Source organism: Pseudomonas sp. LB3P14, assembly GCF_054898045.1.
Genome location: NZ_CM142714.1, coordinates 1,156,840 through 1,177,843, shown reverse-complemented (window position 1 = coordinate 1,177,843; position 21,004 = coordinate 1,156,840). Strand labels below are relative to the sequence as shown.

Below are 21,004 nucleotides of genomic sequence, written 5' to 3'. Positions count from 1 at the left end.
AGCCGCCGAACAGTGCGAGACACACTGTCGGCGACCAAAAAACACCTGCGTTTATGGCTTAGCGAATACCCGTGCCGGCCAGTGACTCAGGTGCCCACTGCGCTTTCGAAAGCGGGTCGATGTACTTGATGCCGCCATACGGGCCGTAGATGCCGGTAATGTTGTAGCTGCCGGAGACAAAGTCATAAATCATGTGGTTGTCGCAGTTCGGTGCCTGCACGTCGTAGCTGTAAGCCAGGTGCGCAAAGGAGCCGCGGTACAGCTTGCCGCTGGCGTCGTATTCATCCGAAGCCAGGGCGATCCAGCTGTCTTCGTCGAGGTAGAACGTGCGCTTGCTGTAGATGTGGCGTTTGCCCGGTTTCAGCGTTGCTTCAACGACCCACACACGGTGCAACTCCCAGCGCATCAAATCCGGATTGACGTGGTGTGCCGTGGTGATGTCCGCCGCTTCCTTGTGATAGTTCAGCTTGTAAGTGTTGTAAGGAATGATCATTTCCTTCTTGCCGACGAGTTTGAAGTCGTAACGGTCCATTGCGCCGTTGAACACCCAAGCATCGTCATAGGTCGAGGCACCGGCCGAGCCAGGGTTTGGCGTGTCGTAAGCGATGTCCGGCGCGAGTTTTATACGGCGCTGACCTGGCAGGTATTGCCAGCCACGACGCTCCATTTTCAGAGGGTTGACGGCATCCTGCACCAGGATGGCTTCACCTGCGCGGCGGGCCGGGGCCTGGTAATAGAGTTTGGTCTTGAAGAACAGATCGCTCTCTTTCGCCGGGTCCGTACGTTTCGGATCGTAGAGCGGGTATTCGAGATAGGCGTTACCGGTCGTGGCCAGAATCGCCTTGCCGGAACCGTCGACGTTCCAGGAATCGTATTTGAAGTTGGTGGCGTAACCCTGATAGCGAAGCAGGTGGTTCCACATGGCCTCATAGCCATCTTTCGGGATCGGGAACGGAATGCCCGGCAGCGCGTTTTCCAGTGCGACACCGCCTTCGAGCGTTTTGGTGCCGACGGCGTTTTTCGCGGTGTTATCCAGCAAGCGTTGAGGCAGAGCGACGCTGCGATGGGTCGGAAACACATCGACCCGGAACGTCGGGTAACGCTTGAGCAACTCTTGGGCGGTCGCTGTCAGTTTGTCGGCGTATTGACCGATGTTTTTGCCGTCAATGACGGCACGTGGCGTGTCGGCCTCGAAAGGGTCTGGACGAAAAGAACTGCCCGACTGGTAACTGGCTGGCGGTGTGGTGAGGCCGCCGGTGTAGGCCGGAATGGTGCTGTCGGCGTTGCCGGCCTTTTCAGCGCCGACGCCTGTCAGGCTGCTGCCAAGTTTGGCCGCTTCATCCGGGGAAACTGCTGCGTGTGCCGCGCCGGCAAAGGCGACGGTCAATGCAGTGAACAATAGAGAATTTACGAACTTCATGGAGTGACTCCTGCTATCAAGCAAAGACTTCGATCAAATAGTCGTTTTGAACGTCAAAGTGACCATGCCCCGATCCTTGAGCTGAGGCTGAGTACCGCCGAAAGCAGTGGTCTGCCCCGGTACGCAGTTGTACTGCCCGTTGGCACCTGGTGCGGCGCCCTGACCCTGTGCACCCGCACCTCCGGCTGAGCCGCAGGTGTCGAACGGGCCAAAGTTGTCCACGTATTTCAGGTCGAACCGATACTGGTTATGGACGTCCATGCCGACACCCACCGAATAACTGCCGGCGTCCTTGTTACCCCCCAGTTGGACCGCCGAGTTGCCCGAGAGCCCGACGTTGTAGGTCATCGGCATATACATATCGATGCCGGGGAACACCTGGTACCAGGTCGGGTTGAAATTGACGCCGACGATGTAGTTGTCCTTGGTGACCTTGTCGACACCGCGATACCAGTCTTCGCCCTTGAACAACTGTTTGTTATCGGTGACGTCCAGCCAGCGGCTGTAGGCGAGCTCAACCAGCAAGGACGAGCTGTCCCAGACCGGCGTGTCGCCAAAGGTGGTCAGACCGTTGAGCACCGCATGCACCGTGTTGCCTCGGGCTACGCCGTTTTCACCGTCAAAGCTGCTGATGAATCCTGGCAAACCGGCCGACCCGGCCGCCGGGCTGACCGTTGCCGGCACACTGGCCAACGGCATGTTGTGGCGGTAGTTCAAGTCGAAGCCGACGCTGACGCCTTCGAAGCTTTTCGACAGGCTGATGCCATAGATATCGATGTCATCGACGTAAAACTGGTTGTAGCTGCCGATGTTGCCGGAGATCAGTTGTGCAGGGCCTACAACGGTTGGCTGCAAGGCCAGGTTCGGCAGAATGTCGGAGGTCTTGCGGTAGTAGAAACCGAGGGTGCCTTGCAGCCACTCAGGGCTCCACTTGGCCATCAAACCGAAGTCGCCGTGCTTGTCCGGGGTGAAGGTGTGACCGTTGTTGAGCCGCAAAAACTGGTTGGCGCCCAATGGGCCCGGCGTACCAAAGCGGGGATTCTGTGCGCCAATCAACGATAGATTGTGCCCGCCACTCTGGATGCCGTCGTTAAAGCCAAGGTAGGTGCCTGATTCCGGCAGCCGTGCGGCGTCCCAATCCAGAAAGTACTGCGCGCCGAGCGTCAGTTCCGGGTTGAGCGTGAAGCTCGCGGACAATTGATTGCGCGGAATGAACAGCTCTTTAGCTTCGGTGCCGGGTACTGCCAGCGCCTTGGAAAGATCAAGCCCGGACTGCCCGTAACTATTGCCATGAGCAAAGGCCAAAAGGCTCTCGCCCCAGTAGAGGGTGTGCTTGCCGGCCTTGCCACTGAGTAGCGACTCATCACCGACTTCCGTACTGCCAAATACGAAGGCATCGAGAATTTCGGAAGAAGGACCGTTGTAATAACGATCGGCGTAACCGCTCTGGTGTCGGGAATCAGGCACACCATTGTTGAGCTGGTTGGTCGACGCATTGTCGCTGCCGACATCGTCGTAGGCATGGTCGTACCAGGTGTTGGCGCTGACGCGAAAGCCAGCCTTCTGCTTGTAAACCACGTCCAGTTCGGAAAGCACATCTATACGCTGGGAAACCGCACTGCCGGAGGAGAAATTGCGATCCCCGTCATTGTTATTCCAGGCATTAGCCAACTTGCTATTGGCTGATTCCACCCGCTGGGCGTAGTTGAGCTTCACAGTGTTGTCGAAGCGAACCGCCAGGTCTTCGTTCCCTGTGTCGATTTCCAGTGCGTGCGCCGGTGTTATGCCCAGACCCGCCAGGATGGCTGAAGTCAGCAACCCCTTGCGGAGGTTTGCATGGCAGATCTTATTATTTTTGTTCATCTAACTTGCCACCTGCTCTATGGTTTACGAAAAAACATGGGTGAATTCACAGCTCGCGAAGCCCCCTATCAAGTGCGCTGCAAAAGAGTGACCGACACGGATCGACCCAGTGCGGCACTGTGCTGGAGTGCCGTGCGGGCACCTGCAATCTGCCTGCCCTTGGCCGTGCCACGCAGTTGCCAGACCAGCTCGACCAATTGCGCCAACCCGGTGGCGCCTGGAGCGTGCCCACGTCCCAGTAGCCCGCCCGATGGGCACACCGCGTTCATCTGTCCTTTCAAGCGATGACCGAGCTGCACGAAACGATCGATCTCTTCCTCTCGGCAAAAGCCCAGTGCTGCACTGTTGACCATAAAGTCACCAACGCTTTGGTCGTGCAGCTCAACCACATCGATGTCTTCCGGCCCCAGGCCAGCCTGCTGATAGGCGTGTTGCGCCACGCGCCGAGTGGTTGCCCGCCCCAGCACATCAAGCACACAGCCGGATTCCTGTTCCGACGTGCAGTCGCTGCCCCTGACACTCGCCAGAACGCTGACGTCATTGCGAGCGCCAAAGCGCAGGGCGAAGGCCGGGGAGCAGATCAAGACCGCCGCCGCACCGCAGGCTGGCGGGCAAAGGTAGGGAGGGAGCCAGCCATCACGATCCGGAACGCGGTTCAAGAGCGCGTTGGGATTGACCGCGGCCTGGGCCCGCGCCCGACCGAGCACGTCATCGAAGCAACGCTCGGCGATGCCCATGCGGGTCAACAGCCAGCTTGTCTGGGCGGCGAAAAGTACGGCCGGATGCTCTCGACGCTCGAGTAAAACGATGGAATCCCTGGCTTGCCCTTCATGCCTGAACAGATCGCGAGCGGGATCCTTCAAGCCAAAAAACTCATGATTGGAAATCCGTGCGGGCATGCACTCGACGCCCACGACCAACACACATTCGGCTTCACCGCAAAGCACGCTGTGGCGGGCCAACTGAAAGGCACTGCTGGCCGACGCACATCCATCGCTGAGGCTGAAAATCGGAATGCCCGAATAGCCGATCCGGGACAGCATCTGTTCTCCGATAGCGGCGTCACCCTGCACGCACGAGGTAAAGACCTGATCAACCAGGTCATAGTCGATTCGTGCATCGTCCAGCGTCGAACGAATGGCCTGGCCCGCCAACGCCGCGTGACTGTCACAGCCACCCAGCGGCAGAAACGGTGCCATACCCACGCCGGCGATCAGCACTCTTTCACTCATATGCCCTGCTCCCCGCCAGCTGATACGCACCACACTCTTGTTGAGTCCAGACTATTGCGTAGCCGATCGACGTCCCCCCCATCGTCAGGGGGGGTGGCTTGAAATCGATTGGGGGAGTGAAGGATGGTCCGAACGGATCACCGGGTGGTTTACAACACTGGCAGTACCAGGTGCAACGTGCGTTAGGGTGAAACAGGTGTAAACCTATTTCAGGACCAGACACCCTGAGATCAAGTAGGAGTCCCGGGCTGAATGAAGCGATAAATTGACAGGCAGTAGAACAACAGCGCCAACGCCGCCAGCAATCCGCCAACCACCCCTATGTAGGCGAATCCGAACTGGCCGCCCACCCAACTCCCCAGGAGCGCGCCAGCACCTATGCCAACGTTGTAGATCCCCGAAAACAGCGCCATCGCCACATCGGTAGCGTCCGGAGCCAGCACCAGGATCTTCGACTGCAGAGCCAGCCCAAAGCCCATGATCGCCATCCCCCAGAACAGACTCAGCGTCCCCAGATAAGACACCTCGCCGCTCAAAGGCAACAGCAATGCCAGGCACAACGTGAGCAACACCACGGTCACGATCAGAAAGCGTCGCGGGTTATACCGGTGAAACCAGCTGAAAAGCAGCGACCCGAAGATGCCGGCACCACCAAACAACAGCAGAATGAGGGTCACTGCATCGCCACTCAAGCCGGCCACCACCTGAACGAAGGGCTCGATGTAGCTGTAGGCGGTAAACTGAGCGGTAACCACCACGGCCGTCAGAATATAGAGCGACACCAGCGCAGGCCGCCTGAACAACAGGGGAAGGCTTCTGAGAGAGCCCGAGTTCTGACTGGGCAACAACGGCAGGACTCTGGCCAGCCAGAACACCAGCAAAGCAGCCAGCACCGCGATCACGATAAAGGTGGTGCGCCAGCCCATGGCCTCGCCCAACAACCTGCCGAGGGGAATACCCAGCACCATCGCCAGGGAAGTACCGGTGGCCAGCAAGCCCAAGGCCTGAACTTGCTTGCCCGGTGGCGCCAGGCGCACTGCCAGAGATGCGGTGATAGACCAGAACAGCGCATGAGAGAGCGCCACGCCGATCCGACTCAGCAACAGGACACCGAAGCTTGTGGCCAGACTCGACAGGATGTGACTGGTGATGAATATCCCAAACAGCACGATCAACAGCTTGCGCCGCTCGATGTTACGGGTCAGCAGCATAATGGGAAGCGACGTCAGGGATACCACCCACGCATAGAGGGTAAGCATCAGACCGACCTGAGCCGTCGACATATCGAAACTGCTGCCAATCGAACTCAATAGACCGACAGGCACAAACTCGGTGGTGTTGAACACAAACGCGGCCAACGCCAGCGCCAGGACCGGTTGCCAATTACCGCCAGTTGTAGCCGCAGAGATGTTCATTTAACGATCGCACTCTCTATCGATGATCAAACGGACCCTGGACTCGATACACACCGCGCCAAACACCGCCTATACAATCAAGCGGCCCTGCAGGGCATCTCGAACCGGGACCAGACAGGAAAACGAGGGCCACCCACGAACCTTGCAACGCGCTGCATTCCCCCGGCGAATACCAGCAGGAACTATGCCAGAGCGTGCTGGACTACCCGCCGGGATTTTTTTACAGGCTTCTCGATCGCCTGTTCGTGATCATCGACTCAATCCCCCGGACATCTCAGCCGCATTGCCGGCGAAACGCTTCCTCGATGGATTCCAGACTACGTCCACGTGTTTCCGGAACGCAGATCTTCACAAATCCCAGAGACAGCAACCCCAGAGCCACAAAGATAAAGAATGTGTAGCCGATGCTCTCATATCAAGAAAATTGCATTTGTACTTTTGCGAAGCGCCTCACCTTTTTATCAGTTGCTTGCAGCCGCCCTCACAACGATGAGCATTTCAGTACCCGGAGTCCGCGGAGACTCCGAGGTATTCTTTCTCGATGATCGGTCTCCAACCAAAGTCGCCGAAACTTTGCTGGAGCTAGGCGAGAACTTCGACGCCATCGCCCTGGTGAGCGTTGATCATCCCGCCATCAACCAAGCGATCGATACCCTCTACGGACGTGGTATTCCGGTCTACGCCCTGATCACCGACCTTACCGCGACCCATCGCGCTGGCTATATCGGCCTGGACAACCGCAAGGCCGGACGCACTGCCGCTTGGGCAGTGGCAGGCCTGAGCCGGCGTTCTGGCAAGATCGGCATGCTGATAGGCGATCATCGCTTCCTTTGCCAGGAGTTATGCGAAATCAGCTTCCGCTCTTACATCCGGGAGCACGGCAATGATTTCCAGGTTCTGGAACCGCGCCTGGTTTACGAGGATGCCCAACGTGCCGCAGAGGCGACCCGCGCGCTGCTTGCCGAGCACCCGGATCTGGTAGGTCTGTACGTCAGCGGTGGCGGGATGGAGGGCGTGGTGGAGGCACTCAAGGAGAGTGGCCGTGCGCGCGAAATCGTCGTGGTCTGCCATGAACTGACCGACGTCACCCGCAGTGCATTGGTCGAAGGTAGCGTGGACGTAGCTTTGGCAATTCGCTGCGAGCAGTTGGCGCGCACATTGATGGAAACAATGACGCGCTCTGCGGATTCCCGTCAAAGTGGATCGGCAACCCAACAACTACTGCCCTTCGATATCATCAGTGCAGAGAACATCTGAGAGATGTTCAGTCGCGCCCGCCGGCAATCAGTCGATAAACCAACGCCCCCGCTACCGCCCCCAGAATCGGCGCGAGCCAGAACAGCCAGAGCTGCGACATCGCCCAGTCGCCCACATAGAATGCGACCGCCGTACTGCGCGCGGGGTTGACCGATGTATTGGTCACCGGAATGCTGATCAAGTGAATCAGGGTTAGCGCAAGCCCAATGGCCAGCGGTGCAAATTCAGTGGCGGCGCGCACCGAAGTAGCCCCCAAAATGATCAGCACGAACACCCCGGTCAACACGACCTCACAGATAAAGGCCGCCCACAACGAATAGCCCCCCGGCGAGTGTTCTCCATAACCATTGGCAGCAAAGCCCGCACTTACATCAAAACCGGCCTTGCCGCTAGCGATCAGAAAAAGTACGCCACCGGCAACAAGCCCACCCAATACTTGCGCCAGAATATAGGGCAACAGTTGGCGCGTGGGCAGCCGCCCACCGACCCAAACACCAATGGAAACCGCCGGATTGAGGTGGGCGCCGGAAATGGGCCCTATGGCATAGGCCATGGTCAACACACTCAAGCCAAATGCTAGGGATACACCGAGATAGCCGATGCCCACTGCCGGAACGCTGGCCGCGAGCACGGCACTGCCGCAGCCCCCCAGCACCAGCCAAAACGTACCGAGAAACTCTGCCCCGTATTGCTTCATCCACCACCCCTCACGACCCTGAGGTCGCAGAATAAAAAATCACGTTAGAGAAAGGCTGACGCGATGAGCGCCAGGAATTGAATGACACATCCGTGTGTCCAGTGCTCGTCTTATAGGTTGCAAGGCGCCGATCCAGAGCCCCTTGCGACTACGGCCAGAGCCAAAGATCTTCAGTCTGCAGCGTCCTGCGGTGGTATTGCCCCCCGTCGTCCCTGAACTCAACGGCCGGCAAACTAACAGCCGATTGTGCCGGTCGGGGTCAATTGCGATATTTGTTCAGAATTGCGTGAAGATTCGCTGCCACGCTAAAACACCTAGCCAGGCGTTTGTCGCGACAATCTGCTCTGCTGCCGAGAAACATCACACCAAAAAACCTCCACAATTATTCAGGTTTGAAGAGCGCTTTTTGGCCCAGTTACCGGGCTCCGCATGCCGGCAGGACCATTGGGCGATCCAACGACGCACGCTTAATGGCTACAAGTGGCCGAGGCTCCGGAACGGTCGGCTATAACGTACAAACAGCCGTCGACGACAAGCATCATCTGATCGTCGCGCATGAGGTAACCAACATTGGTAATGACCGGGCTCAACGAAGCAAACCTCGGTGACGAATGGACCGAAGACCTCTCCCCGGCAAACACGATCGCTGACCCGCAGACAGAAAGGCTGCTGACAGTGCACTGATCGCTGCCTTCGCTGATGCTCAACACCGATTGACCGATCAGCGAGGCGAACAAGCGGTTGCGCTCATCTCGGTAGCTGGGCCAATGTACTGATCAATTGGCTGCGGCTGGTTTTCTTGCGCAAGACCTGGTCATGAGAGATCCTCCGCCGAAAACGGGAAAAGCCCTGCAAGCGTAAACCTGCAGGGCTTCTCGCTAAGCCCGACAGGTAAACCTGTCGGGCTTTTTTGTTCACCGCTGAAAATCAGACGGTTTGGTCTTTAATGTTGGTGCTTGGACCGTTGGCCTTGACGCTTTCAATCCCTGCGGCGCGCGCCGCTTCAGACGAGTACCGCTGGCTATTGCCAATGACCTGATGGTTCGCTGCCTTGAGGTTGAAATAAGGCTTACCGTCCTTAGCCACTTCCTTGGCATAACGTGCGTCAACGGGGCTATTGGCCTGTACCGAAGCAATGCCTTTTTCGGCTGCGCTGCGAGTGGCATACCGCTCACTGGTCAAAATGATTTCAGCGTTGCCTGCCTTAAGGACGAAACGAAATTGTCCGTCAGTGCTTTTGCTCAACTCGTACCAACCTGCCATGGAGTAACTCCTTATAGTGTCCGAAATTGCTGTTACAGCTAAGCGACGAAGGTGGCGACTGGGACGCCAACCCTTGGGTCTGGGTCGTCGAGTTCAAGGAAAGTGAAGCCGTGCTCCTGAAGGCCATGACCGTAAGCACCTGCATCTGGGCGTCATCTTCCTCACTGTCGAGGAAAATCAAAAATAGGAGCTCACCCAATTAGGGCCTAGCGCTCCGTGCTTGGTAAAGAGCCAAAGCTGGGTGAGCGGTGATAACTCTATCTGGCGTTGCGGCATGCGTCCCGAACACAATTCTGAATAAATCTGAAGAGCGTGCCGGTGAACGGCGGGCAAGGAATTCGCATGCCCGAATTACAGCGGAACGCGGTGCTCTTTCCCGGCTTTCATTCGCGACGCCGGAATGGTCCATATCCCTGCAACGAGATCAATCTCCGCCCTCGTAGATAAGAGCACTTCGCTGATTCGGCAAGCAGTCAATATGGTGAAGCGACAGGCAGCAATCGGCCAGAATCCGGCGATCGGCCTTTACCCCATACGGTTGTTGATGTGTTTACCGAACCGGAAAAAAGACTGTTTAAGACGCGAGTAGCGTTTGCAAATCCGACGTCACGCAGCAACTTTTAAACCGCCGCTATTTATCCGTGAATGAAACACCCCATCGGCTGCATCCAGCCTTTGGAGCGCAATTCATCAAGCCATCAAGAGCGCCCGACGGAACCTGTGACCGGTAGATTGCCCAGTAACTTGAGCCCCGTACTTTTCACGAAAGCGTCATAGTCCATTGGTCTCTCGATACGGGTTTCTGCGTTGGGTAGTACGTAGGCCCAGGCCCGCTTGGACGAGGCGTCGTAAACCAGCTTGAACAGGCGGGTCGGCACCCAGACCTTGTTGCCGCCGATGGTGGTGTGGCCCGGGTCAAAGAGCGGGCCGGTAAAGACAAACACATTGCCATCGGCTCGCTTGGCAAACTTTCTGACATCGGACTCGACCTTGCTCCAGATCTTCCGGTTGTTGGTTGGGTCTTGCGGCACCATGTTCGACAGCGCAAAGGATTGGGCCATTGCATTGGAGTTCGGTGCATCGGCTGCCGGGGATTGATGACCACGGTCCACGGCCGGATGTTGGCTACGGTAGTCGCTCAACTCTGCCCGCCCACTCTTGGGGATGCGTGGGTCCGGATAGAACTGGTTGGTGCGTTCCTCCCCTTTGGCATCCTGCAGCTGGGCGGCATTAAGGCGTTCGACCACGACCAGCGGCGTCTTGCTGGTTTGCGAGAAAAGAACTGCGAAGTTGTCGGAACACAGGGCAAGGGGTTTCATGGTTGCGGGCACAGTGGCCGTATTGATCGGTTTCGTTGCCGGGAACAGATCTGCACAGCCGTCGAACGATGCCTGTTTCTGTTTGTTTGAATAGAGGTCCAGCGCCGCGTTCTGGCTGATCGAGCCCGAACGGGACACTTGTTCCTGATGCTGGGTAGGCGGCTTGAGGAGATCCAGCAGACTGCGGGCTTCGGCCCCGGTCGAGAGCAAAACAAGGGCCGACAGCCCAACTGCAATTTTGCGTAGGTGCATGCTTTAAATCTTCGAATTGGATTGAGGGATAAACGTATGGCGAGTCCCGATTCACGGAACCCTGTGGAGGCGTTTGCTGATTAAATTGCGGTGAGCATGCTTTCACTGTCCTTGATCAAATTGCCGATGCGGATCCGGTCGGCTCCGAGCAGGTCGACCGCTGACGGTCGTGCGGGATTTATTGACCATGACAAGTCACATTAGTGCTGAGCAGCGCTTGCATTCTATTCACCCATGCTCGTCGAAGAAGCGATAGGCAGAGTACGGCCAAAAAACAATGGGAAAGACTCCTCCTCACCTCGGCATCTTGAGCGCCAGACTGAAGGTGCGAACCACAGTCAACAGTGAGAAGGAGTCCACTTGCCTGACCGCTCAAGTCCCATCCGTACTTGTAGGGTGAAACGCGCAGCGAGTATTTTCAGCAGCCCGTTAAGCCTTGGGCAGGAAGGGTCTTGTCGCGGCGGCTGAAGTGTCCTTCGGCGTAAAACGTCGATTGAAGGTCGAACCGCCGATGTAGCGCTCAGCGATCTTCCAGCCATTCTCGGTCTTGCGAAGACGTTTACCAGAACGGAATCTTTAGCGGTGAGGACGGGGTTATCGGCGAAATCACCGGACAAGCGCCGCAAACGGTGGGTGACTTCGTACGCGCAAACCGGCAAGCATTCGAAGTGTGATCACTATGGGCGTATGCGCTTGGTCTTGAAGACATACGCATACGCCGCTTTTCACTTAGCATCCAATGATTGTCCATTCATTTCCAATGGAGTGCCTGATGAACCCCAAAATAGAGCTGTATGGCGCTCATACCGGCAACAGTCTGAGGGCTGCGATAGCCTTGGAAGAAGCAGGTATCCCCTACACGGCACGGAGACTGAATCTGCAAGCGAATGAGCAGCGCGACCTGGCGTACTTGGCGCTTAATCCGGCAGGAAAAGTCCCAACCCTGGTCGACCACACGTCGATACCGGCACTGGTCATCAACCAATCAAACGCAATCATTCAGTTCGCTGATGCCAAAGCTCCCGGTCGACTCGCACCAGCGCATCCTGGACCAGAGCGCAACAAGGTGTTTGATCGTTACTTCTTTTTCGTTACGACGTAATCGCGCCTAGCCATGCAGCATTCTTCCTGCGCCAAGCGGGATTAAATGATGCGGCCACGGTCATCGATCTGCGCGTCATTGAACAACTCGCCTATGCAGAACGGTTTCTTACCGACGACTTTATGGCCGGAGATCAGTTTTCCATGGCGGACATCTCTGCGTTCACTATGGCGGCATCAATTCGTGACCGGCTGGATTGGGCAGTGCTTTCACGCTTATCACGCTGGTTCGACGCGATCGAAGCCAGGCCCGCCGTGCAGCGAGGATTGAAAGCGTTCCAAAGTCACCAAGCGCTACCCCACAGACCTTTTTGTGTGCGCTAAAGAGCTCGACGACCTCCTGCCCCTGACGCCATAACGAGAGTTCGACCTGTGAGTCGCACTTCTTTCGCCTGATGTGCAAGTTTGAAGTCTGCTGCACCCGGCGTTGCGCTTCCCCTGAAATCCTGCATTCAGCGCGCCGGATTCTGGCCAGCCCTGCGCTCGAAAATCGCCCCCTCGATACCCAGCACTTCACGCGTGTCGGCATAGATCCCGACGCCCTTTTCCCAGACATGCTTGATCGACTGATCGGCACAGCGAATCCGGTAATTGAGTTCGAACGGCTCCTGCCGCGACAAGGCATATTGCACCTCGCGCCAGACGTAATCGGCATCCTGCGCCAGGATCAGGCTGTTGTAGGTGAATTCATGGTTGTCCACCAGCCGCTCCGGTGGATACCCGGTCAGTTGCAGGCAACCGGCACTGACGAATTCCATGGTCCAGTCGCGGTTGTTGCGGCCGCGATAGATCAGCCCCGGCATGCTGTCGAGCAAGCTCATGCTGCTGCGCTGGCTGGCCTGCAAGGCGATCTCGCGCCGCTTGTGCGCAGTGATGTCACCGGCCACCAGATAGAAACCTTGAAGCCCGCGCTTCAGGCTGACGTCGAACCAGCGCAGTTCCCCCGAAGGGTGAACAAAACGCAGCCGCTGGTTGAAGGAGATTTCGGGGTGACGACGCAGTTCATGCAGGGCCTGACGCCACAACGAACGGTCTTCCTGGTGCACATAGTCGATGAGGTTGCGTTCCGTACCCGGCAGATCCATCAGCTCGACCCAGGCCAGGTTGAAATGGGCGATCTGTCCGTTATCGCGCAGTTCGAGCAATGCCGCAGGAAAGCGATCCATCAGGTGCAAGGGCAGTGTCTGCACAAATGCCTCTGGCCGTTCCATCATCTAATGACGCTCCTCGTGTCTCACCGACGCGCCGTTGTGCACCCACGCAGCCAACTCCAGGCGCGAGTGCAGGCTGAGCTTCTGCAAGAGATTCCTCACATAGATTTTGACCGTGCCATCGCTGATCCCCAGTTCCCGGCCGATCTGTTTATTGCTCATGCCAGCGGCGATCAGGGCCAGGGTCTGTCCCTCGCGCTCGGTCAGGTTGCCGGTGTCGAGCGGATCCGAATCGTGCGCAGGCCGGCTCACTGACTCGCCCTGATCGGCCAGCAGCGCAATCAGGGTTGAATCCAGAACGATCGCGCCCTTGTGGCAATTGCGCATGTAGGCCAACAACGCATCAGGCTCGGTTTCCTTGAGCACATAACCACTGGCCCCCAGGCGCAGGGCCGTCAACAGCTCGGCACGATCCATCGATGCGGTGAGCACCACCACCTGACAGTCGAGGCGCAACTGACGCAGTTCATCGAGCACCTGCAAACCGCTCAAGCCGGGCATGTGCAGATCAAGCAAGACCTGCTGCGGCGCCAGGCTCACGGCCAGGTTGATGCCTTCGCGGCCACTGGCGGCCTGCCCCACCACTTCGAAGTCGTCGCTGGTGCCGAACAGCTGTGCCAGGCCTTTGCGAAACAACGGGTGATCATCGATCAGTAATAAGGTCGTGCAGTCCATCGAAACTCCCCTGTGGCAGGTCTTGGTGGCGGCGAAGGCCAAGGTGTACGCGGACCCCGTGCGGGCGGATCGCCTCAATGGTCAGTCGGGCGCCAATGCTCGCGGCGCGCTCGCGGATAATCGCCAGGCCGAAATGGTTTTCCTCCCCTGACGCCGGGCTCAGTCCGATGCCGTCATCCTCCACCGAAACAGAGGCATCACCGTCCTGGTTTTGCCGCAACTCGATGCGCACATGCCGTGCATGGGAATGGCGTACCGCGTTGGCCAGTGCCTCGCGAATGATCTGCAGAATCTGCAATTCTGTTTCCGGGCTCAAAGCATCATCAGCCAGGCGATTGTCCAGTTCAAAAACGATGATGCAGCGCCGTGAGAACTCGGCGACAGAGTCGGCCAGGGCCTGGCGCAGCGAGCGCCCGTCCATGGTCAGACGAGCGTTGGTGATCAGCTCGCGCACCTGACGCTGCAGCTGACTCAAGCCACCGCACAATTCCTGCAACGCGGCGGTGGCCTGCGCAGGCTCGCCCAACTGCAATTGCAGCAAACGCGCCTGGAACGACAGGTAACCCAACTGCTGAGCCACCGAATCATGCAGCTCGCGGGCCAGGGCGCCGTGCCGGGACGAGGCCTGTTTGCGCTGTTGCTCACGGGTGTAGCAGCGCAAGCGCACGGTGACGCCGACCGCCTGCGCCGCCTCTTCCAGCAACTGGCGCCAGCTTGCGTGGACCGGTTGTGGGGTATCGAGCAACAACACCCCTTTGCTCGAATCGTCACTGTGCGGCAAGGCACATAGCAGGCGATGTACACCCCGTTGACGGCAAGGGCCACAGACCTGAGCCGCATCAGCCAGGGTCGAGTCACGCCAAGGGCAGCGCTCCACGTCCTGGCAGCCCTCGATCAATCCGCGCCGCGCCGGCCCCTGGTCTTCGCCGCCCAGGATCAGATTCAGTTTGCAGTTCGGCAACAATGCTTCGAAACGGTCCAGAAAACCCGACAAGGCACCGTCAGCGTGCACCTGACACAAGGGCAATCCGGCCAGCAGATTGCGCACGCTGCGCGCCTGTTCGGGACGGATACGCCCCCACCAGAGCGGCCACCACTGCGGTCGTGTTCGCACTATCGATAACTCCCCGTCCGGTTGCTCAGCCCTGAGCAAAGACCAGCAACTTCCATGCCCCGAACAGGCGTTGCGCAGGACTTATCTCCAAAGACATAGCCCTTTTTCCGGATTGAGAAGATTTTCCCCATAGGAAAGTATCTTCCCCAACAGGAAACAAGTTCCCAGTCCAACGCCACCTTTCTCGCCCTTCGACAGGCGCGGATCAGCCAGGAAAGCCCACATGACGGATAGACGCAGCGCCGCCCCGGACCGACTTCACAGCCTCCCGCGCTATCGCCAGCCGCTGCCTCGTGAAGGCGTCACCCGGCACATCGTGGTCATGCAATCGGCGGCAATCTGTTCACCCTTTGTCGGGGACCTGGAACAGCCCTTGGTGCTGAATGCAGAGAGCCCCGACTTTTCCCGCCGCCTGCATCAGGTGCTGGTTAGCGCCACCGTCGGCAGCCATCTCTACATCATGGGCGACGAGGCCTTTATCTGGCGCATCCACGGCGAGGCCCGCAGCGCCGGACTGGAAAATGACGAGATCGACATCACCCGCACGATTGCCGGCCCGCGCCTGGTGTATTGCGTGCACTGCAGCCTGACTCAGGCTGCCGGGCCGGAGCCGCTGCTGACCTGCATCGGTTGCGCCGTCGGGCTGGAAGTCCGGGAGCACTTTTCCCGCCGCCTCGGGGCGTACCTCGGCGTCTGCACCAACCCCGACCAGCCTTACGCCGGAGTCCGGTCATGAGCGCCGTCATCGAAGTGCGGGTCAGCGCGGCGAGAATGCTTACCCCAGTGGTGCGCGAATTCACCCTGCAGACGTGCGCCGGACCGCTGCCAGCTTTCTCCCCCGGCAGTCATGTGCAGGTTCACCTGCCGCTGGCCGAGGGCAAGGTGCGCAATGCCTATTCACTGACCGGCGACCCGGTGGACATCCAGCAGTACCGCATCGCCGTACGCTTGCAGGAGGCCTCCCGCGGCGGCTCGCACTACCTGCATCGGCAGGTCCAGGTCGGCGACAGGCTGGAGATCTCGCCGCCGGCCAATCTGTTCGCCCTGCACTCGACCGCCAGCCTGCACATCCTGATCGCCGGAGGCATCGGCATCACGCCGTTCATGGCCTACATCGCGGCCCTGGAACAACGCCAGGCTCACTTCGAATTGCACTACCTGTGTCGTCCGGGCCTGAGCGATGCCTATGTCGAGGCGTTGCAACAGCGGCTGGGATCGCGCCTGCACACCTACGCCAGCCGCCCGGACCTGAGCCGGATCCTGCGTGATCGACCGCTGGGCAGCCACCTTTACACCTGCGGCCCGCAACCGTTGCTCGACGCGGTTCGGCAACAGGCCAAGGCCCTCGGCTGGCCGCCCAGCCGTGTGCACTGGGAAGCGTTCAATACCGCACAACCGGGCCAACCCTTCGATCTGGAACTGCTGCGCAGCGGCCGGCGACTGCGGGTCGGCACCGAACAAAGCCTGCTCGAAGCCCTGGAGTCCGCTGGGCTGCAGATCCCCAACCTGTGCCGTGGCGGGGTCTGCGGCCAATGCATGACCCGCCACGTGGGCGGCGACATCGAACACCGCGACAGTTTTCTGAGCCCCGCCGAGCGAGCCGACTTTCTCATGCCCTGTGTCTCCCGCGGCTGCGGCCCTTGCGTTTCGCTGGATCTTTAGGAGTCGACCATGACCATTCAATCAAGCCCCGTGCAGAGCTATCGAGACGATTTCAGCTTTCGCAACAGCCCCGCCGCCATCCGTCGTTTTCCCTTCCCCTTCACCGAGGACAGCTACCTGTATTCGGTGAACATTGAACCGGCGACCTCCCGGGATCCCGGCTCGATTTACCAGCACGGGTTCGACATCGACGAACACTACCGCTCGGAAATGGCCGAACGCGCCCTGGTGCTGGACAAGGATCCGCGCCGCTACCTGGTGCTGCCGCACATGCAAGTGGCGGCCTGGGATGCGCTGCAGATGCTCATGGAGCACCTGGCCGCCGACTATCCGCAGTGGTTCACCCTCGAGCGTGACGCTGAGCACTGGCATTGGCGCAACACGCTGCTGGATGTCGATCAGCGCTTTGTGTTCGGTGATGCCGCGACCCTGCCTTGCGAACCGCTGGAGTTCATTGGCCGACAGGTGCAGGGGGATTTCACCCTGCTCGATCAACGCGACGGCGATCTGTACATGGACGCCGGCCTGGTCACCAGCCCGGCCGACTGGTCCCTGGCCTTCGACGCCGGCATGAGTTTCAAGCAATGGCATTCACCGGTGCCCATGGCCCACCAGATGGGGGTGTTCGACCGCGCGCTGAAGTACCTGCTCAACTTGCAGGTGGGGCAGCCGGTGCGGCGTCTGAACTGGACGCTGACCATCAACCCACGCCTGGATTCCTCCCCCGAGACTTTCCATGAATGGGGCGCCGACCGCGGCCGCATCACCGCCGAGAACGTCGGGCAACAGGTTCACCTGCGGGTCGAGTTGCAAGTGATGGCCCGTCTGCCCCGCAGCAACGCGGTGATGTTCAGTATCCGCACCTACCTGATCAGCATGCAGGAGCTGGTTACCCAGCCCGGCTGGGGCTGCCGCCTGCACCGTGTGCTGCGCGACTTGCCCGAGCCGATCTCCGACTACAAGGGCATGAGCCGCTACCGACAGACCCTGGTCGAGTGGCTGAGCCGCTTCGACCAGGCCTGAACCCTGACCCACTTTCACCGACAAGGATCTTCACATGGCGCATTCATGGCGTATTTCTGCACTGGCCGAACGGCACCGCGCACTCGGCTCGAACCTCGAAGACTGGAACGGCATGGGCACTGCCTGGACCTACGACAGCGACCTGGCCGATCACCATCAGGCGATCCGCACCCGGGCCGGACTGATGGATGTGTCCGGGCTGAAAAAAGTCCATTACGTCGGCCCCCACGCCGAGAGCTTGCTGCAATGGGCGACCACCCGCGACATCGCCAAGCTCTACCCTGGCAAGTCGGTGTACGCCTCAATGCTCGACGAGGACGGCAAATTCGTTGATGACTGCATCGTCTACCGCACCGGTCCTAACGCGTTCATGGTGGTCCACGGCGCCGGCAGCGGTCACGAAATGCTGGTGCGTTCATCCCAGGGCCGGCAAGTGGCGGTGCTGTTCGATGACGACCTGCACGACCTGTCGCTGCAAGGACCGCTGGCGGTGGACTTTCTCGCCGAGCACGTCCCCGGAATCCGTCAACTGCCTTACTTCCATCACCTGCAAACCCGCCTGTTCGACCGCCCGGTGATGATCTCGCGCACCGGCTACACCGGTGAGCGCGGCTACGAGATTTTCTGCAAGGCCGCCGATGCCCCGGCGCTGTGGGACACGATCCTCGAACAGGGCGCGGGCCTGGGCATCATTCCTTGCGCCTTTACTGCCCTGGACTGGTTGCGGGTGGAAAGCTCGCTGATGTTCTTCCCCTACGACAACTCGCAGATGTACCCCTTCGCCGATCAGAAGGCCGGCGACACCCTGTGGGAAATGGGCCTGGATTTCACCGTCTCCCCGGACAAGCGCGAGTTCCGCGGCGCCGAAGAGCACTTTCGGCTGCGCGGCCAGGAGCGCTTCAAGATCACCGGTGTGTTGCTCGAAGGTGTGCGCGCCGCCGAGGCCGGCGACACCCTGTGGCAGGGCAACCAGCAAGTCGGGGTGATCACCTGCGGCATGTATTCGCGCCTGAGCAAACGCTCCATGGCCATCGCCCGAATGAGCGTCGCCTGCTCGATTCCCGGCATTGCCCTGCAAGTGCGCGGCAGCCAGGAAAGCGCCGCCGTGACACACGCCCTGCCCTTCGACGACCCGGAAAAAACCAAACGCACGGCCAAGGGCTGAGCCTCCCCTTCACTTGCAACCAGGGAACCTTCGATGGACACCTCCAACGAACATTACATTCTCAAGATCAACTGCCCGGCAGCGTCGGGCATCGTCGCCGCGATTACCGCGTGCCTGGCCCGGCAGCAGTGCTACATCAGCGAGCTGGCGCAATTCGACGACGAGTTCACCGGGCAGTTTTTCATGCGCGCGGTGTTCCGCTTCAACACCGGCGTGACCGGCGATGTCGGTGCCCTGCGCGAGGGTCTGGGCGAACTGGCCGGCGGCTTCGACATGCAGTGGCAGCTGTTCTGCAGCAGTCAGCCAACCCGGGTGCTGCTGATGGTCAGCAAGTTCGACCACTGCCTGACCGACCTGCTGTACCGACACCGCAAGGGCGAGATGGACATGCACATCACCGCAGTGGTCTCCAACCACCTGGACCTGCGAGCCATGGCCGAACGCGAAGGCATTCGCTTCATCTACCTGCCGGTCAACAAAGACAACAAGTCGCGCCAGGAAGCCGAACTGCTGCGCATCGTCGAAGAGACCGAGACCGACCTGGTGGTGCTCGCCCGCTATATGCAGATCCTTTCCGACGACCTGTGCAAACAGCTGTCCGGCCGGGCGATCAACATCCACCACTCGTTTTTGCCCGGTTTCAAAGGTGCCAAGCCCTATCACCAGGCTTACGAGCGCGGCGTGAAACTGATCGGCGCCACCGCCCACTACGTCACCTCGGACCTCGACGAAGGCCCGATCATCGAGCAGGAAATCCAGCGAGTCGATCACACCTACCTGCCCGATGCGCTGGTCGCCATCGGCCGCGACACCGAAACCGTAGCGCTTTCCAAAGCCCTGAAATACCACCTGGAACACCGGGTGTTTATCAACCAGGACAAGACGGTGATTTTTCGCTGAGCGAGCCCTTTTTCCGATCCACAGCCACGAGACACAGCCACGAGAAACGACCATGACCACACGCGTAGCAATCATCGGCGCCGGCCCTTGCGGCATGGCTCAACTGCGGGCATTTCAATCGGCCAGGGACCAGGGAACGCCCATCCCGGAACTGGTCTGCTACGAAAAACAGCAAGACTGGGGCGGCATGTGGAATTACACCTGGCGCACCGGCCTGGATGAAAACGGCGAACCGGTCCACGGCAGCATGTACCGCTATTTGTGGTCCAACGGCCCGAAAGAGTGCCTGGAGTTCGCCGACTACAGCTTCGAGGAACATTTCGGTCGCCCTATCGGCTCGTATCCGCCACGGGAAGTGCTGTGGGACTACATCAAGGGTCGCGTCGAAAAAGCCGGGGTTCGCGACTACATCCGTTTCAACAATGTGGTGCGCCAGGTCGCCTTTAACGAAGAGACTCGCCGCTTCACGGTGGTCGCCCACGACCACGGCAGCGATACCCAGACCTCGGAAGAGTTCGATTATGTGATCAACGCCTGCGGGCACTTTTCGACGCCGAAGATGCCGTACTTCCCCGGATTCGAGCAGTTCGGCGGGCGCATCCTGCACGCCCATGATTTCCGCGAGGCGCTGGAGTTCAAGGGCAAGGATTTGCTGATTGTCGGCAGTAGCTATTCCGCCGAAGACATCGGTTCCCAGTGCTACAAATACGGCGCCCGCAGCATCACCAGTTGCTACCGCACCGCGCCAATGGGCTATGACTGGCCCGCCAACTGGGAAGAAAAACCGCTGTTGCAGCGCCTGGAAAAAAACCGCGCGTACTTTATCGACGGCACCCACAAGCACATCGATGCGGTGATCCTCTGCACCGGCTACAAACATCACTTCCCCTTCCTGCCGGACGAACTGTGCCTCAAAACTGACAACCGGCTATGGCCGATGAACCTGTACAAGGGCATTTTCTGGGAGTCCAACCCGCAACTGATCTACCTCGGCATGCAGGACCAGTGGTACTCGTTCAACATGTTCGACGCCCAGGCCTGGTACGCCCGCGACGTGATCCTGCAACGCATCGCCCTACCTGACCAGACACAAAGGGCCGCCGATATCCAGCAATGGCATGCCCGCGAACAGCAGCTTGAAACCAACCAGCAGATGTTCGAATACCAGGGCGCCTATATCCAGCAACTGGTGGACGCCACCGACTACCCGAATTTCGATATCGCCGCGGTCAACGACACCTTCCTGCACTGGAAGCACGACAAGGCCCACAACATCATGGGTTACCGCGACAAGTCCTACCGATCGCTGATGACCGGCACCCAGTCGCCACCCCACCACACGCCTTGGCTGCATGCCCTTGACGATTCCATGGCGGCGTACCTCGCTGAACCGCCGACATCCATCAAGTCGATCGGTTGACCCGGGAGCCCCACC

The 21,004-nt window shown here is 59.3% G+C and carries 18 protein-coding genes and 3 pseudogenes; 9 read left to right on the top strand and 12 right to left on the bottom strand.

Annotation, left to right across the window (positions count from 1 at the left end):
- Positions 1 to 58: 58 nt before the first annotated feature.
- The 5 genes from ACYZT5_RS05510 to ACYZT5_RS05490 all read right to left on the bottom strand — a co-directional run bounded on the left by ACYZT5_RS05510 (position 59) and on the right by ACYZT5_RS05490 (position 6,282).
- Positions 59 to 1,420, bottom strand: a complete 1,362-nt coding sequence (locus ACYZT5_RS05510) for a DUF1329 domain-containing protein (protein WP_462050163.1) — start codon at positions 1,418 to 1,420, stop codon at positions 59 to 61.
- 33 nt (positions 1,421 to 1,453) lie between these two features.
- A complete protein-coding gene (locus tag ACYZT5_RS05505) occupies positions 1,454 to 3,283 on the bottom strand; it encodes a DUF1302 domain-containing protein (RefSeq protein WP_462050162.1) in 1,830 nt (609 codons plus the stop codon).
- Between the two features lie 68 nt (positions 3,284 to 3,351).
- Positions 3,352 to 4,515, bottom strand: a complete 1,164-nt coding sequence (locus ACYZT5_RS05500) for a thiolase C-terminal domain-containing protein (RefSeq protein ID WP_462050161.1) — start codon at positions 4,513 to 4,515, stop codon at positions 3,352 to 3,354.
- A gap of 230 nt (positions 4,516 to 4,745) precedes the next feature.
- Positions 4,746 to 5,930 carry a sugar transporter gene (locus ACYZT5_RS05495; RefSeq protein ID WP_462050160.1) on the bottom strand — a complete coding sequence of 395 codons (1,185 nt, stop codon included), beginning with the start codon at positions 5,928 to 5,930 and terminating at the stop codon, positions 4,746 to 4,748.
- Positions 5,931 to 6,204: 274 nt separating this feature from the next.
- On the bottom strand, positions 6,205 to 6,282 hold the full coding sequence (locus ACYZT5_RS05490) for a hypothetical protein (RefSeq protein WP_462052193.1): 78 nt from the start codon (positions 6,280 to 6,282) through the stop codon (positions 6,205 to 6,207).
- Between the two features lie 137 nt (positions 6,283 to 6,419).
- Here ACYZT5_RS05490 and ACYZT5_RS05485 point away from each other — a divergent pair, with 137 nt between their 5' ends.
- Complete coding sequence (locus tag ACYZT5_RS05485) at positions 6,420 to 7,187, top strand: substrate-binding domain-containing protein (protein WP_462050159.1); 768 nt, start codon at positions 6,420 to 6,422, stop codon at positions 7,185 to 7,187.
- Positions 7,188 to 7,194: 7 nt separating this feature from the next.
- Here the strand turns inward: ACYZT5_RS05485 and aqpZ are convergent, their stop codons facing one another.
- Positions 7,195 to 7,884 (bottom strand): aquaporin Z, encoded by a 690-nt coding sequence (aqpZ, locus tag ACYZT5_RS05480; protein WP_462050158.1) that lies wholly within the window; start codon positions 7,882 to 7,884, stop codon positions 7,195 to 7,197.
- A 458-nt stretch (positions 7,885 to 8,342) separates the two neighbouring features.
- Between aqpZ and ACYZT5_RS05475 the strand changes: the two are divergent.
- Positions 8,343 to 8,480: pseudogene (locus ACYZT5_RS05475) on the top strand (hypothetical protein); the annotation flags it as partial.
- Between the two features lie 25 nt (positions 8,481 to 8,505).
- On the opposite strand, the pseudogene ACYZT5_RS05470 reads toward ACYZT5_RS05475, so the two are convergent.
- The 3 genes and pseudogenes from ACYZT5_RS05470 to ACYZT5_RS05460 all read right to left on the bottom strand — a co-directional run.
- A pseudogene (locus ACYZT5_RS05470) lies at positions 8,506 to 8,636 on the bottom strand (DUF4154 domain-containing protein); the annotation flags it as partial.
- A 175-nt stretch (positions 8,637 to 8,811) separates the two neighbouring features.
- Positions 8,812 to 9,147 carry a YegP family protein gene (locus tag ACYZT5_RS05465; RefSeq protein WP_462050157.1) on the bottom strand — a complete coding sequence of 112 codons (336 nt, stop codon included), beginning with the start codon at positions 9,145 to 9,147 and terminating at the stop codon, positions 8,812 to 8,814.
- A gap of 698 nt (positions 9,148 to 9,845) precedes the next feature.
- Positions 9,846 to 10,718 (bottom strand): DNA/RNA non-specific endonuclease, encoded by an 873-nt coding sequence (locus ACYZT5_RS05460; protein ID WP_462050156.1) that lies wholly within the window; start codon positions 10,716 to 10,718, stop codon positions 9,846 to 9,848.
- A 772-nt stretch (positions 10,719 to 11,490) separates the two neighbouring features.
- Here ACYZT5_RS05460 and ACYZT5_RS05455 point away from each other — a divergent pair.
- Positions 11,491 to 12,143: pseudogene (locus ACYZT5_RS05455) on the top strand (glutathione S-transferase family protein).
- A 128-nt stretch (positions 12,144 to 12,271) separates the two neighbouring features.
- Here ACYZT5_RS05455 and ACYZT5_RS05450 read toward each other — a convergent pair.
- The 3 genes from ACYZT5_RS05450 to ACYZT5_RS05440 are packed head-to-tail and all read right to left on the bottom strand — an operon-like array spanning position 12,272 to position 14,819.
- Positions 12,272 to 13,033 carry a PAS domain-containing protein gene (locus tag ACYZT5_RS05450; protein WP_462050155.1) on the bottom strand — a complete coding sequence of 254 codons (762 nt, stop codon included), beginning with the start codon at positions 13,031 to 13,033 and terminating at the stop codon, positions 12,272 to 12,274.
- The gene (locus ACYZT5_RS05445) at positions 13,034 to 13,705 is read right to left on the bottom strand and encodes a response regulator (protein ID WP_462050154.1); all 672 of its coding nucleotides are present in this window, start codon (positions 13,703 to 13,705) and stop codon (positions 13,034 to 13,036) included.
- Positions 13,674 to 14,819 (bottom strand): ATP-binding protein, encoded by a 1,146-nt coding sequence (locus ACYZT5_RS05440; protein ID WP_462050153.1) that lies wholly within the window; start codon positions 14,817 to 14,819, stop codon positions 13,674 to 13,676. The genes ACYZT5_RS05445 and ACYZT5_RS05440 overlap by 32 nt, the downstream gene beginning before the upstream one ends.
- Positions 14,820 to 15,042: 223 nt before the next feature.
- On the opposite strand from ACYZT5_RS05440, the gene ACYZT5_RS05435 reads away from it, so the two are divergent.
- Genes ACYZT5_RS05435 through ACYZT5_RS05410 form a run of 6 tightly spaced genes read left to right on the top strand, consistent with a single transcriptional unit; the run spans position 15,043 to position 20,989 of the window.
- The gene (locus ACYZT5_RS05435) at positions 15,043 to 15,555 is read left to right on the top strand and encodes a dimethylamine monooxygenase subunit DmmA family protein (protein WP_462050152.1); all 513 of its coding nucleotides are present in this window, start codon (positions 15,043 to 15,045) and stop codon (positions 15,553 to 15,555) included.
- Entirely contained in the window at positions 15,552 to 16,481 is a 930-nt protein-coding gene (locus ACYZT5_RS05430) for a PDR/VanB family oxidoreductase (RefSeq protein WP_462050151.1), read from the top strand. Before ACYZT5_RS05435 ends, ACYZT5_RS05430 begins: the two co-directional genes overlap by 4 nt.
- A 9-nt stretch (positions 16,482 to 16,490) precedes the next feature.
- Positions 16,491 to 17,504 (top strand): heme-dependent oxidative N-demethylase family protein, encoded by a 1,014-nt coding sequence (locus ACYZT5_RS05425; RefSeq protein ID WP_462050150.1) that lies wholly within the window; start codon positions 16,491 to 16,493, stop codon positions 17,502 to 17,504.
- Between the two features lie 34 nt (positions 17,505 to 17,538).
- Positions 17,539 to 18,669, top strand: a complete 1,131-nt coding sequence (locus tag ACYZT5_RS05420) for an aminomethyltransferase family protein (RefSeq protein WP_462050149.1) — start codon at positions 17,539 to 17,541, stop codon at positions 18,667 to 18,669.
- A gap of 33 nt (positions 18,670 to 18,702) precedes the next feature.
- Positions 18,703 to 19,569: a formyltetrahydrofolate deformylase gene (gene purU, locus ACYZT5_RS05415; protein WP_462050148.1), complete on the top strand. Its 867-nt coding sequence runs from the start codon at positions 18,703 to 18,705 to the stop codon at positions 19,567 to 19,569.
- A gap of 52 nt (positions 19,570 to 19,621) precedes the next feature.
- A complete protein-coding gene (locus tag ACYZT5_RS05410; RefSeq protein WP_462050147.1) occupies positions 19,622 to 20,989 on the top strand; it encodes an NAD(P)-binding domain-containing protein in 1,368 nt (455 codons plus the stop codon).
- Positions 20,990 to 21,004: the final 15 nt, after the last annotated feature.